The 13,587-nt window shown below is 38.9% G+C and carries 12 protein-coding genes; 2 read left to right on the forward strand and 10 right to left on the reverse strand.

Features of this window, described 5'->3' with window-relative positions; all coding sequences use genetic code 11:
* Positions 1 to 10 precede the first annotated feature (10 nt).
* The 4 genes from ACYP5M_RS12340 to helD form a co-directional block, all read right to left on the reverse strand.
* Positions 11 to 796 (reverse strand): HpcH/HpaI aldolase family protein, encoded by a 786-nt coding sequence (locus tag ACYP5M_RS12340; protein WP_434167766.1) that lies wholly within the window; start codon positions 794 to 796, stop codon positions 11 to 13.
* A 255-nt stretch (positions 797 to 1,051) separates the two neighbouring features.
* Positions 1,052 to 1,750: a GntR family transcriptional regulator gene (locus ACYP5M_RS12345; protein WP_434167767.1), complete on the reverse strand. Its 699-nt coding sequence runs from the start codon at positions 1,748 to 1,750 to the stop codon at positions 1,052 to 1,054.
* A gap of 98 nt (positions 1,751 to 1,848) precedes the next feature.
* Positions 1,849 to 3,144: an Nramp family divalent metal transporter gene (locus ACYP5M_RS12350; RefSeq protein ID WP_452444436.1), complete on the reverse strand. Its 1,296-nt coding sequence runs from the start codon at positions 3,142 to 3,144 to the stop codon at positions 1,849 to 1,851.
* 647 nt (positions 3,145 to 3,791) lie between these two features.
* Complete coding sequence (gene helD, locus ACYP5M_RS12355; protein WP_452444435.1) at positions 3,792 to 6,128, reverse strand: RNA polymerase recycling motor HelD; 2,337 nt, start codon at positions 6,126 to 6,128, stop codon at positions 3,792 to 3,794.
* 423 nt (positions 6,129 to 6,551) lie between these two features.
* Between helD and ACYP5M_RS12360 the strand changes: the two genes are divergently transcribed.
* A complete protein-coding gene (locus ACYP5M_RS12360; protein ID WP_434167770.1) occupies positions 6,552 to 6,812 on the forward strand; it encodes a zinc ribbon domain-containing protein in 261 nt (86 codons plus the stop codon).
* Positions 6,813 to 7,121: 309 nt separating this feature from the next.
* Here the strand turns inward: ACYP5M_RS12360 and ACYP5M_RS12365 are convergent, their stop codons facing one another.
* Complete coding sequence (locus ACYP5M_RS12365; RefSeq protein WP_459735114.1) at positions 7,122 to 8,099, reverse strand: 2-hydroxyacid dehydrogenase; 978 nt, start codon at positions 8,097 to 8,099, stop codon at positions 7,122 to 7,124.
* A gap of 97 nt (positions 8,100 to 8,196) precedes the next feature.
* The gene (locus ACYP5M_RS12370) at positions 8,197 to 9,510 is read right to left on the reverse strand and encodes an Nramp family divalent metal transporter (RefSeq protein ID WP_452444433.1); all 1,314 of its coding nucleotides are present in this window, start codon (positions 9,508 to 9,510) and stop codon (positions 8,197 to 8,199) included.
* Positions 9,511 to 9,940: 430 nt separating this feature from the next.
* Here ACYP5M_RS12370 and ACYP5M_RS12375 point away from each other — a divergent pair, with 430 nt between their 5' ends.
* Positions 9,941 to 10,252, forward strand: coding sequence for a hypothetical protein (locus ACYP5M_RS12375; RefSeq protein ID WP_434167773.1), 312 nt, complete (start codon positions 9,941 to 9,943; stop codon positions 10,250 to 10,252).
* A gap of 208 nt (positions 10,253 to 10,460) precedes the next feature.
* Here the strand turns inward: ACYP5M_RS12375 and ACYP5M_RS12380 are convergent, their stop codons facing one another.
* The 4 genes from ACYP5M_RS12380 to ACYP5M_RS12395 all read right to left on the reverse strand — a co-directional run bounded on the left by ACYP5M_RS12380 (position 10,461) and on the right by ACYP5M_RS12395 (position 13,336).
* Positions 10,461 to 10,730, reverse strand: coding sequence for an excalibur calcium-binding domain-containing protein (locus ACYP5M_RS12380; RefSeq protein WP_101223275.1), 270 nt, complete (start codon positions 10,728 to 10,730; stop codon positions 10,461 to 10,463).
* A gap of 168 nt (positions 10,731 to 10,898) precedes the next feature.
* Positions 10,899 to 11,453 carry a competence protein ComK gene (locus ACYP5M_RS12385; RefSeq protein ID WP_101223276.1) on the reverse strand — a complete coding sequence of 185 codons (555 nt, stop codon included), beginning with the start codon at positions 11,451 to 11,453 and terminating at the stop codon, positions 10,899 to 10,901.
* 471 nt (positions 11,454 to 11,924) lie between these two features.
* Positions 11,925 to 12,242 (reverse strand): protealysin inhibitor emfourin, encoded by a 318-nt coding sequence (locus tag ACYP5M_RS12390; RefSeq protein WP_452444432.1) that lies wholly within the window; start codon positions 12,240 to 12,242, stop codon positions 11,925 to 11,927.
* Positions 12,243 to 12,274: 32 nt separating this feature from the next.
* Positions 12,275 to 13,336, reverse strand: coding sequence for a M4 family metallopeptidase (locus ACYP5M_RS12395; protein ID WP_452444431.1), 1,062 nt, complete (start codon positions 13,334 to 13,336; stop codon positions 12,275 to 12,277).
* Between the last annotated feature and the right edge of the window lie 251 nt (positions 13,337 to 13,587).

A 13,587-nucleotide genomic window follows, 5' to 3' on the forward strand; every position in this document is an offset into this window, starting at 1 on the left:
CCCTTTTTTATTATGATTCTAAAGCTGTTTCACTTTTTGCATCTTTTATATAATCCTTAAAAGACTGGTTAATCAAAGATGTCACTGTAAGGCCTACATAATCTGCACCCCAGTCTTTTCGGCTTTTTGCACCAGCTTTATCTTTTGAATGTATCCCAACTCTCACTCCATACTTTTTGGCAGTTTCGTAAATTCTATCAATACTTTTTAAAACTTCTTGATGATCAATCCTGCCCCCAAAACCTAAGGAAACTGATAAATCAGTAGGGCCGATATAAACCATATCAATTCCTTCAACACTTAAAATCTCTTCAAGGTTTTCCATTGATTTTCTAGATTCAATATGAATGCAAACTAAACTTTGTTGATTAGCGTGTTCTAAGTATTCATGAATCGGCACTGTGCCATACTTAGCTGACCTCATTGAAAATGCTGCTCCCCTTGTCCCCCTTGGAGGGTATTTCACTGCCTCAACGATTTTTTCAGCCTGTTCCTTCTCGTCAACCTGGGGAACGTGAACTCCATGGGCTCCTCTATCCATCACTTTTAGAATCTCACTAGGATTGCTTGAGCCAACTCGAACCAAAGGCGTCACTCCTGCATTCTCTGATGCAATTACCATATGCTCGATATTTTCAGCCGAAAGCATCCCATGCTCATTATCAATGACAACAACATCAAATCCGTTATATCCGGCCATTTCAACCAATTGTGTACTTGGAAAACCAATAAATATTCCAAATACCGTTTCCTGTTGATCTGTATAGAACGAAGATTTCAATTTGTTGTTAAACACAAAACCCATCTCCCCTTTGGATTTTTATTATGAAATATTTAGCTGTCGTTAAAAAGTGATATCTGATATTTGATATATCATAAATTAGTACAGAGTTTTACCTATACCGATAAAATTCACTATCAACCTTTGATACAAACTAAATGAACTAGATAACTGAACCGGCTTAATAACATAAACGCCATCTTAATGAAACATAAAAGAGAGAGATGGCGTAAAATTTCAAGATACCTTTTTCTCCAAAATTAGGGGACTTTACTTGCTGCTGTTTTTGTTTAAGGTAAAAGTTGTAGAACGGTTAATGTGATTGCGCATGGCATCCTCTGCACCTACCTCATCCTGTGATTTTATCTTCTCAAAAATGAAATAATGGTCATTAAAAGCCCTTTCGTGTTCCTCCTTATGAGACATTGCTTTCTCTCTAAAAAACTTGTCAAAGGAGCATACTGCTTCTATTTGATTAGAAATATAAGTATTCTTTGCTGTTTGTTGGATGAAATCATGGAATTCACTATTATACTTTTTCAGCATTTCGCTATTTTTTTCCTTTGTGTATGCTTCCATCTCTTTTAGGATAGATTCAAGCTTTTCTAATTCCTCTTGTGTTCTTTTCTTTGCAGCCAACCGTGCCGCAACTCCCTCCAGTGCTGCCCTAGCCCATCTTATTTCTTCCACTGAGCTCATGACACTTTCGGAAACAAATGAACCCTTTCTTGCCTGTGTGACAACTAATCCATCTTTTTCAAGCTGTCTCAAAGCCTCTTTGACCGGTGTAGTGCTTACATTAAACTCTTTGGCCAGTTCCCTCTCTCTTAGATGTGTTCCAGGCTCATATCTTTTGTTCAATATTGCTTCTTTAAGCTCCTCATAAATCAACTCTCGTACAGACCGTGATTGCATACTTATTCTTGTTATAATATCGTCGCTCATTCTGTTTATTCTCCTTCTGAACATTGTTAAATCCATTATAGCATTTGGTTAAAATAGATTAACAATTTATTCCTGATGCATGTACACCTTGGGCTCCGTGACATAAATACACTTTTAGCAAATTAAGAGAAGAAGCTTAAGAGAAGTTGGTATGATCCCCAAATCGCTAATAATGTAGTCCCTACTAGCATGATGTTTTCAAACCAGTTGTTCGTATATTTGCCCAAATATTTTTTCTGATTAGAAATGATTAGAAGACCTACCGCAATTGCTGGTAAACCTACTACATTCAGTGCATTCGTAAAAAGAGTCAGGGCCACAAATCCAGTAGTCCCAGGTATAGACCAGATAATTGGTGAAATTAGGAGAAATAAACTAATCCATTTAAATTTGTTGTCTCCCTCTATTTTCTGTTCTTTAGTCAATACCTTATTCGTCACCTTGTAATAACAATCCGTAATCACCTTGGCATAGCCATTCGCTGTTCCAATTACACTGCTATAAAGGATAGCAAAAACACCTAAGTAAAAAACCCAGGATCCCAAATCACCCATGTATATGGATAAAGCACGGGATATATCATCTATGTCCTTGATTTGGATTTGATTTGGACGGAGGATTTCAGCTCCAACTATCCATATGGCTAAAGTAAGGCTAATGGCCGCAATAAACCCGAATAACAAATCATTACGTTGAATCCGTTTATGAACTGGTTTCGTCCAGCCTTTATCCTGTAAAAAATAAGGGTAAATCAAATTGGTAAGAGAACCTGCTACTGCGCCCACCAATGAAACACCTACCAAAATAACGCTATATGCACCTGTATCCTCTGGCAGACCAAAACCAACCGTCCCCTTAAGAATACTCCCAACATCAGGTCCGCTATATACGGCCAATCCTATAAAACATATTGTTAAAACAGCCAATAAACCTTTCATGACCAGTTCTAATTTTTTATAAGCATTACTTCCCGCAATGAACAAGCTAACTAAAACAACAATAACTGACCAAATGAAATCGTTGCCAATTCCAAACATCCAATTGAGGGCTATTCCTGAACCTTTAATCATTTGCGCTATAATTAAATGCCCTATTACCAGGGAGGCGATTCCAAAGAAGAAAGGGAAAAATTTATGGAGGCGTGCATATCCTTCTAAAATAGTCATTCCTTGATTATTGTATATCTGGTACCGCCCCATAATATTACAAATGACAAACCGAATTAAGAGAGATAATACAAGAAGCCACATTAAATTATAGCCAAAGCTAGCACCAGATACAGAGGCAGTGATTAGGTCACCCGCTCCCATCATGGTAAGAATCATAATAATTCCCGGACCATATTCCTTTACACTATTCCATATCTTTTGTAAAAAGGTCTTATTCGATTGGATATCAAGTTCTTTTTGAATCTCCATTCTCCCATCCCCCAATTATAATGTTTTTCAAATTATTCAATTATGAAAAAGCATTTACATACATCTCACGCGACTGGGTTTCTCCTAAAACAATACAGACCATGTTGAATTAACATTTTATTGTCCTTAAAAGATGGAAGACAAAAAGAGTCATTGGTTCTCCCTGTTAATGATCCCTCCCTTTTTTATAGAAAGCGCTTTCATTTAGTTTTGACATATGATGTTTTATATATGAGATATGATATATCAGTTTAATGAATCAGTCAATCTGTTTTTACATTATTTTGAATTTACATAAAATAATTTCCTGATGCCAATGTATAATCAAATTTGAATGTTTTATCATTGCAATCAGTCTTATAAAGATTACCCCAATAAAAAACCTGCATAGAATTAAATTCTACACAGATTTCAAAATGCTGTTTTCCATATTTCGACTATGGAAATTGCATAACCATGAACTCATAATCTATCCTGCAATAACCCTTAATACCCTATTATGTTGGAGTGATCTACTTAAAATTACGCGTGTAATTAAATGTGTCTTTGTTTTGAGGAACATCAGGATCTTTTTTCCCGGCAGGCTGTACTGCTCTTCCTGTATTTCCACTATAGTCATTCATATAAACCTGAAAAGTTCCACTTTGTTATTCCAAAGTCAGAAGTAAGCTCTTCGTTGCATCGTGCAAGAAAGGACTTGGTTCGCCAACAGTATATATTTGTAAGTTATGCATAGCCCTGGTGCATGCGGTATAGAACAATCTACGCAGGCTCTCATCGCCATATGTTTGCATGGATGCATCATAAATGATGACAGCATCAAATTCGATTCCCTTGGCCAAATAAGCCGGAATAACAACAACACCCTGTTCATATTCATTTGTGCCCTTCTGAACGAGTTTAATTTCACCGTGGACACTAAGGGCATCGTATGCGGCGGCACTTTCGGCAGCAGATTTACAGATTATTGCGATTGTATTGTACTCGCGGCTTTGAAAGTCTTTAACTTTAGACAGAATTTTACGGTGCAATTCATCACGGCTGGACACTTGAGTCAGCACAGGCTTCTCGCCTTCACGTTCGAATGCCTTAATTCGATGGCCTTCAGGAACTAGTTCACGTGTGAATTCTATAATCTGCTTTGTGGATCTGTAGCTTTGATCCAAGGTTATACTCTCAGTTTCATCTATCCCGTATAAACTGGTAAGAGTCTGGAAATCCACCCGTTCGCTGGCATGAGCAAATATTGCTTGGTTAAAGTCACCGAGCACGGTCATCCTTGCTGAAGGAAACAACCGTTTCAAAAACTCGAATTGAAACGGGGAATAATCTTGTGCTTCGTCGACAAGCACGTATTTTATAGCGGTATTCGTCTGAAACCCTTGTATTAACTCCTTCAGCAGCAAAAACGGAGTCGCGTCTTCGTAATACAGTTTACCTTCGTCCAGCATTTTTTGCGTTGATAAGCAAATTTCCTTTTCGGCAGGTGTTTCACCCTCATTCCACAGTTCGATCATTATTTGTTCGTCAAAAAGTTGCTTGTATATTCCCTTAATATTGATAAAATGAAGTGCTTTTATCCGTTTGCGCAACGTCTTCAATTTCTTACGAACAATCATACGCGCGAGCATTTTATTTTCTATCTCATAATCGTCAAAGGAATCTTCATTAAGGCCGCGTTTTTTCTCTAAGTAGTTGTATACCTTCTGATATTCTTCTTTGCTAAGATACTCGATTTCCTCCTGGACCCATGGTTTTTCCAACTCGGACTTTTCCGTTTCATCAAGCATCTCACATAACCAATCTTTCAACTTTTCAATCCTATTGTGAAACCTTAGTGTGGTGTCTGTGTTATAAAATCTTTCTGAGATTTGTTTGGCCGAGACGAGCGTTTCCCCTCGGAACTTTACCCCTCTAAAGATCATTCCAGATTGCTCCAATGATTGTCTGTATGTTTTGATGATCTCAAAGAAGCGAATCGATGCCTTAAATTGGATACTCGCTGTCCTAGTGCTATAGGAAGGATCATCCGCTGCAGTCAACAAAAATTCTAATTGCTCATAAGGATCCTCAACTTGAAACGAGTCAGTCAAACGATGATCCAGGTATTCCTGGAATGTTACCTGCTGCATATTCTCTTCGCCAAGTTCGGGCAACACATTGGATACGTAGTTATTAAACATTGAGTTAGGAGAGAATAGAATGATTTGATCCGCTTTCAGCCTTTCTCGATTCTTGTAGAGCAGGTAAGCGATCCGTTGAAGGGCAGCTGATGTCTTGCCGCTGCCAGCTGCACCTTGAACAATGAGCAGACGTCCGCGATCGTTCCGGATGATCCTATTTTGCTCCCGTTGAATGGTGGCAACAATACTGTGCATATGCTTATCCGTTCCCTTGCCAAGTACCTGCTGCAGTATCTCATCTCCAATGGTGAGACTCGTATCGAACATTGATTCGATAACGCCTCCCTTGATCATGTATTGCCACTTGTTCTCCAGCATCCCCCGAATTATGCCACCGGGAGTAGAGTATTCTACAGGACCTGGAGGATAGTCATAATAAACACTCGAAATCGGAGCCCTCCAATCGTAGATAATGAAGTTTTCTCCTGTTGTATCAGTAAGAGTGGAGGTCCCAATATAAATTTGTTCCGTAAGGGAAGACCCTTCTTCAGTGACATCGATCCGGCCGAAATAAGGCACTTCCTGCATGCGGCGCAGTGTTGACAACCTCTTGAAGGAATATCTATGTGCGCCTTCGCTTTGTGACAGGTCTTGAGCCTGCTGCCTTAAGCCAATGATGGTCTCGAGGTAATCATCGAAAGTATCGATATTAACCTTGAGGTCATCCCAGAAATGTTTACGGATATTAACAACTTCTTTTCTGCGCTGTGAAGTCTCTCCTTCTATTTTGCTGATTTGTTTCGTGATTGTTTCTATCACCTCATCCAAACGTTCTTGCTCCTGCCGAATTTCATTGGTCATAACAGACACTCCTTTAAAAAATGAGAAATTAGGGGTTGACTAGAGGTGAGCTTTACCTTATACTTATAGTAAGGGGTAAACTGTTTTTGTGTATAATTAAATGTGTTTCTATACTAATTTATCATAACTACTGAATTATATCAATGTATATTTCATAACAGTTTCCATAATGAATCGGCGTTTTAAACTTTAATTTAACATGTAATGTCAGTAACCAGTTGAGCAAGTAGCTTGACTGGTTATTTTTATGCCTATTTATATTTTTAAAGCCAAACGCTTCTCCAGTCCTGTTTTTCGTAATAGCTGCAATACTCACATCAACAGATGATTCGTAGTATCGATGACCTGTGATTCATATTGTCTTGACTTATATTTGTTTGTTAGATAATGTTTAGGATAAAACTTTTTGTAGGAGAATTTATAATGAAAAAATATAAAACATGTCAGAGCTGTGGAATGCCGCTTTCTAAAGATGAATTAGGTGGAGGAACTGAAAAAGATGGTAGTAAAAGCACTAAATATTGTAGTCATTGTTATCTAAATGGTGAATTCACTCAAAATATTACTGCGATAGAAATGCAAAAATTTGTTCAAAATCATATGATGGAAAATATGAAAATGCCAAAATTTATTGCTAAGTTTTTTACAAGAGGAATCCCAAAGTTAGAGCGATGGAATAAGTAAACTACAGAAAACGAAAAAACTGTTTTCATTCAAATGTGATTGAAACGGAAGGCGCGAGACTCCTGGGGGAATAGTGCGTCAAAGGAGACCCCGCAGGCAGCACCGAGGAGGCTCCCGGACCACCCGCGGAAAGCGAGTGCCTGGAATGGAAATCAATATTAACGAGATTATCTACAGCCGAAGCCCTCCATTATAGAGAGGGCTTGTTTGTTCTGCAGGATGAGTAAAATACTGAATAATCCGGAACTAAAAAAATGGATAGCCCCAAATAAGGCTATCCAGCTTAATTTATAAATGCTGTCTAAAAGATCACTTTACCTTTACCCCAGATTTGATCAAGGTAGGCGGAGTTTCTCCCTGTAATCCTCCTACAAGGTTGGTTGCTGCCAGCATCGCCATTTTCTTGCGGGTTTCATATGTTGCGGAACCGATATGAGGCAGGGTGACGACATTCTTCATGGAAAGCAGAGGATTGTCCTCCTTGACGGGCTCCTGTACAAAGACATCCAGTCCTGCAGCGTGAATTTCACCGGTTTTAAGTGCAGTGATCAAGGCTTCTTCATCCACTGTTTTCCCTCTTGAACAATTGATGAAGATGGCGGACTCTTTCATGAGCTTGAATTCTTTTTCCCCCATCATTTTTTCAGTTTGGGGAGTTAGTGGTGTCATCAAGCAAACAAAATCAGATTGCTTTAACAGATCTTCCAGAGAACAGTATGTAGCTCCATACTTTTGTTCCGCTTCTTCATTTCTGGATCTGTTGTGATATAAGATGTTCATATCGAATCCAAAACGGGCCCTTTTTGAAACGGCAGAGCCTATTCCGCCCATGCCGATTATGCCTAATACTTTATGATGCACGTCCAACCCAAACGATTTTTCTCCGATGTTCGATGTCCATTGTCCTGACTTTACCATTTGATCCAACTCTGGCATTCTTCTTGCTGTGGACAGCATCAAGCCCATGATCGTATCTGCGACTGTCTCATTCAATACCTCGGGAGTGTTCGTAGCCATGATTCCGCGATTGGACAGCTCGGTTACATCCAAACTGTCGTATCCAACCGATGAATTACAGACGATTTTTAATTGCGGTGCTTGATCCAGTAAAGCTTTATCCACCTTTAATCCTGACCCTAATATACCTTGTGCGTTCTTCAGCTCTTGAAGGAATTCAGAGTGATTTTGTGAGTCAAGACCTTCAAAATAAACGACATCACAAGTCTCTTGAATATATTGCAGCACTTCCTGATCCACTTTCTTATAGATGATTACTTTCGGTTTCATCACTGATACCTCACTTCCATTAAAGTAGGACCCCTCTCGGGATCAAATGTCGACATAACCTTTATGTTTTACGCCTCTATCTATAATCTACCATTATTTAAAAAAAGGTTGTAGCTAATTGAATGGCGGACCAAACCGCTAAAATGGAAGCTAAGGATAGAATAATATTTTCAAACCAATTGTTTTTATATTTTCCCATCAAGCTTTTTTTATTTGATAGCACCAGCATCCCAATTGCGATTACCGGAAAACCGATTATGTTTATTGCATTTACGCCAATCGTCAATGCGATGAAACCAGGCATGCCGGGAATGGACCAAATGATTGGGGTGACCAATACAAAAATCATAACCCATTTATACATTGGATCTTTTTCATATTTACCATTGTACTTTTCACGACGCCCCTTATTTATTACGTAAAAGGCATCTACTATCAATCTAGGAAAACCAGTTGACTTACCTACTACACTCGCGAACAATACGCCAAATACACCAAGATAGAAAATGTACCAGCCAAATTGTCCTAACGACATTTGTAACGCCATTGCCAAGTCATCAATCGTTTCCACATGAATTCCATTCGGTTTTAAAATTTCTGCCCCAACCACCCAAATGGCCAAATTAATCACGATGCAAACTCCGATGGCAAACAGCAAATCATTTCTTTGAACCTTTACATGACTCGGTTTCGTCCAGCCCTTTTCCTTCATGAAATATGGATGAACAAAGTTCGAAATCGATCCAGCAACTGCACCGATAATTGAAATCGCTACCAATAATGCTCCATGAACGCCAGTATCACTTGGAATGCTAAAACCAACTGTTCCTTTAATGATTTGCCCTACATCCGGTGTTGCTTGAATGGCGAGGAACAGGAAGGCAATAGTCAATAATGCCAAAAGCACTTTCATTACACTTTCGATTCTATTATAAATATTCCTGCCAATAAGCATAAAAACTAATCCTACAACTACCATTGAAGCTAAGAATGGCTGATTAACATGGAATAGGGTCGATAATACCTCTCCGGCCCCCTTAATCATATAGGCATTAAATAGATGACCCATTATTAACGCATAACCAAACATGAAGTAACCGAAAAATGGGTGGATACGTCCATACCCTTCAAGTATGGTTAACCCCTCTGTGTTACAAAGCTGGAACCGGGCGATAACATTAACGATAAGAAAACGAAGGATTAATGACAGTGCTAAAATCCACATTAAACTATATCCATAATCTGCCCCGGCAACAGAAGAAGTCACCAGATCCCCGGCTCCAAGCCACGTCAACACGGCAAGGATCCCCGGACCATAGGATGTTTTAAACTTCGTGATGAAATTTGGTTTCTTTCTTACGACCTCAGGAATAATCACAGTGGATTCAGCAAGATTTGATTGATTTTTCATGTTATTCACTCCATCCCAAAGAGTATGTATTCGCTTTCATTTTTCTAAAGCATTAATACTTTGATAACTCTGGACAAACAGTTATTGAAATTATGACAGAGCTTTATGTCATTTCTGAAACTGACATAAAGTTTACAATGCTGTTTATGTTGTCATGCTTCATGTTGAAGTGAATCAAAAATGTTAAAAAAGCTCCCCTTCCATTTAATTGAATGTTTTGACTATTTACATTGAAATTGTAAGACAAATTAAAATGTAAGTCAATCATAATATTTAGATTTTTTTTTTGACACTTCGTACTTGTTGACACATTCAAGTTGTTGCTGATTAGAAAATACAGGATTGTTGTTACTATATAAAAAAGGATAAGTACAGCGTGCGAATAGATTAATGCTATCAGCGGATAATATATAGTGAAGGAGTGAAATATATGCCACAAGATACTAACAATGATCCATTCAATAATGCCGGGAACCTTGATAGAGACCCAACTAATAATCCCACTACTAATAATGATGACAACGATACAATTGACAGACCCGTAATGATTAATGATAGTTTGAACCCCGGATTTCAAAGAGAAGAACGTCCTATGACTAATGGTAATATCCCAACAATAGAGGGAGTTGCAAACATTAAAGAACGTTTTCCTTCGGACCATGAAAGACTTATGAGCAGAATTAATCTTGGGGATGCACTTATAAATCGGGAAAATACACATTTTGGACGGTTTGAAAGATAACCCACGAGAAAAAAGCTAAAGACCTGTATAGGCTTTAGCTTCCGTTTTTTTAGTTTTGTACAAAAATGAACCTTCCTCTCCAGGCACTCGCTTTCCGAAGGAGTCTCTCACCTTCCGTTCCAATCAACTTTGTTTAATAATTCAGATGGAACACCTTTTATCTACAAATTAAAGAGACCTTCCTATAAAAGGTCTCTCAGAATAATTCTTATTTTTCACAAGCGATCAAATCTTTGTCACGATCGCTTTTTTTATTGGCATCATATAGCGCCTTTGAAACGTGAGGCTTGTATTTCGTTTTTCCTCCTTTATTTTTAACGGAAGATGTACGAGCTACGCCTCCTTTGTAGTCTTTATTCAATGCTGTACAGTTTTTATACGTCTTCACCTTTGTTTTGGCACTGGCAACATCATTCGCGCCAAACGAGAGACCCAATACTAGACCAAAAGATAGTAAAATAGCAAATAATCTTTTCAAAATATGTACTCCCCTTCCTAAATATTAACTATTTACTAATCATAATGTATCATTTCTTTTTTTACAATAACTATATTTCTATAGTTAGAGTTTACTTGAATAAAACCCGCTCTCACTTTATCTAATCCTAAAAAAGACCGCCAATGCGGCGGTTTTCATCTCATCTTATTATTCCTTCCCTTTCACCTTGTAATGGGCCTCCCCGGGTTCTTTGCAAAAGGTGATTCCGCTTCCCGGTTCGTAATAAAAGGTCTTTTTTCCCAATGAACGTTCATGGAAGGTCGTATGCAGATAGGATGCTTGGTCCCTTTTGAAGGCGAGCTGATTTTTGCTTAATGATACAGGAAGGCAATGTCCATAGCTTGTGTGGACCAGCGTTTCTTTTTCGTTCATTTCCTCTAAGTCACGAATGTGGATGTAGGAAAACCAGATTCCTCCTCTTTTCCGGAATGAGCGGGAGGAGAACCAGACCATTCCCTGCTGGGCGTTTATGCAGACTGGCAGCCTATATTTTCCGCCAAGCACTGATTTGGCTGCTGCAAGTCCGCCATCCAGATTCAACCCAAAGTAGTTTAACGTGTTATTCAGGATTTCCTGGCGCGATTGGGCAACATGGAATGTGTTCTCTCCCTCCACTACCGTGGACATCTCCACACCATTGGAATCGTAACGTTCCATCAATCCCACCGTTTCCTTATTCAATAAATAGTTTTTTCGTATCATCCTTCCATTCACTCCCCATTTCCCTATTCATATTTTTTGGAGTATACTGGATATAGAGGCAGGTATACTCCTGCTCGCAAGCCCTTAGGTGATGTCTTCCAGGACGTACTCACCTAGGGGTTTTTGGATTTCCGTCTATCGTCACTTTCATTTCTTGATATGTCATTCACCTCCATGCGACTATTATCCTATTTTATGATTTTTTTGTAAAATCCAGCTAATTTCACCTTGATTTCCTTTTGTGACTGCATCGCCTGTTTGATTGGCTGACTCTTTACAAAATCCCATTAAAGGTCTATACTTTCGAATTTCCTTTTAAAATCTGCTGTTCTAAATTGCTATTATCTTGTTATATGTGTCCATTTAGCGAACAAACAGCCAAAATTCATATAAAAGTGAAATAAAATGACATTTTTGTGAAATTTTAAGACCACAAAAAAAGTCTATCGTGATGATAGACTTTTTTCTTGGTTATTCTGCCATCTTTATTTCAATTGCTAAATTCCGTAGATAATCCAATAAGGGTCTTACTTCCTCTGGAGCTGTTATGTCATTGAATGAGTAAGACTGCTTCTTCTTTTCATCGGCTATATCCAGCTGGTATGAAAATGCGTCGAACCCTTGCGCTTTAGCTCCTGCCATTATACTTTGGCTAGCATTAGGTAAGTCAGCTGTCTTCATTAAGTTCTGCAATTCCTCATTTTTCTCTTTCGGCAATTTCTCTGTATCGATCTGAAAATTCAAGTCGAGGTTGGCAAATCCCCCTATGCAGCTAAATTTGATATGCATGGTAGATGGAGCCTCCTATTCATGGAATATGACTACTCAGGCAGTCCAACCGCTTTAAAAGCATTTTCAATTGTCTTGATGGCTGTTTTCGTAACTTCTCCGCTATCAACAAGTTTTTGCGCTGCCTTGATGACAATTTGCACGAATTGATTGAAATTCGACGTCGCAAATAAATTCTGCATCGCATTGAACCAGATCAATGCCGCTTTGTCTGTTCCGATTTCCATCGATACTAGATAAAAGGCCTTGTTTGGTATGCCGCTATTGATATGGACACCATGATTATCGCGTTCTCCTTTATAGAAGTTCTTCATATGATCAGGCTGAATATCTTTACCCATTAACTTATTGTCAAATGCCGTACCTGGCGCTTTCATCGAACGGAGGGCCTGCCCTTTGAGTGTTGGTCCCATTATATCAGCTCCGATTAGCCAATCGGCATCACCTGCTGTTTGCTTTAAATGAAATTGTTTTATGGCAACTCCAAACACATCTGAAAGATGTTCGTTCAATGCCCCGGACTGGCCTTCATACTCCAATCCACTTGTGAACTGCGTAACCCCATGTGTCAGTTCATGGCCAATTACATCGAGTGAATTGGCAAAATTGCTAAAAATGACCCCATCGCCATCACCAAATACCATTTCATCTCCGTCCCAATAGGCATTCGTGAATTTATTTCCATAATGAACGTTCAGAATGAGATCAAGGCCTTGGTTATCAATTGAATTACGGTGTAAGACATCCTTGAAATAATCACGCACAACTCCGCTATAATCATATGCAGCGTTAACAACAGGATCTGCACTTGATCGATCTCCTTCTTTTCTTGCCTCATTCTCCCGGAGTTTCGTTCCCCCCCTGCAATCATAAACATGGCGGGCAGATTCACCTTGACGACCAGATCCTGCATCCGTTAAAGCGACAACACCGTCAATATCGTATTCTTTCATAATTCTGCGCCTGCGCACTTGACGGCTTTTCGCTAAACTGATCCGTGCTTCTTCCACTTCATTTTGTGCCAGATTCTCAAGAATATAGTTTGGTACGATGAAACAATGACACTTCAATTTGGAACAATCTCTTTTGTGCATATCCGTCACTCCTTCATGTTTTTTACGATCTATTACGATTTCTTTTTTCAAGAGTGCTGCTTTCTTAATGCTTTTGGCTTCAACAACGGTTCATTAGCAGTTTAAATCCGTTTACATGGTTACCTGATGCTCTTCCTATTTTCAACACATTTCTATAGATTACTTTCGCCGTAAATACCTCATTTCCCTCCATTCCTTCCTCTGACCCGTTCATTCCTTTTTTCCAGCAGTACTGTTAACTCATCAGGAAT

It is taken from the genome of Peribacillus sp. N1, assembly GCF_054600815.1.

What these genes read in the sequence shown, in the direction of transcription:
- ACYP5M_RS12395 (WP_452444431.1), bottom strand. Translation starts at nt 13,336, where the DNA reads ATGCACAAAAGAGATTGTTCCAAATTGAAGTGTCATTGTTTCATCGTA.
- ACYP5M_RS12390 (WP_452444432.1), bottom strand. Translation starts at nt 12,242, where the DNA reads ATGCATATCAAATTTAGCTGCATAGGGGGATTTGCCAACCTCGACTTG.
- ACYP5M_RS12370 (WP_452444433.1), bottom strand. Translation starts at nt 9,510, where the DNA reads ATGAAAAATCAATCAAATCTTGCTGAATCCACTGTGATTATTCCTGAG.
- ACYP5M_RS12345 (WP_434167767.1), bottom strand. Translation starts at nt 1,750, where the DNA reads ATGTTCAGAAGGAGAATAAACAGAATGAGCGACGATATTATAACAAGA.
- ACYP5M_RS12360 (WP_434167770.1), top strand. Translation starts at nt 6,552, where the DNA reads ATGAAAAAATATAAAACATGTCAGAGCTGTGGAATGCCGCTTTCTAAA.
- ACYP5M_RS12350 (WP_452444436.1), bottom strand. Translation starts at nt 3,144, where the DNA reads ATGGAGATTCAAAAAGAACTTGATATCCAATCGAATAAGACCTTTTTA.
- ACYP5M_RS12365 (WP_459735114.1), bottom strand. Translation starts at nt 8,099, where the DNA reads ATGAAACCGAAAGTAATCATCTATAAGAAAGTGGATCAGGAAGTGCTG.
- ACYP5M_RS12385 (WP_101223276.1), bottom strand. Translation starts at nt 11,453, where the DNA reads ATGATACGAAAAAACTATTTATTGAATAAGGAAACGGTGGGATTGATG.
- ACYP5M_RS12375 (WP_434167773.1), top strand. Translation starts at nt 9,941, where the DNA reads ATGCCACAAGATACTAACAATGATCCATTCAATAATGCCGGGAACCTT.
- helD (WP_452444435.1), bottom strand. Translation starts at nt 6,128, where the DNA reads ATGACCAATGAAATTCGGCAGGAGCAAGAACGTTTGGATGAGGTGATA.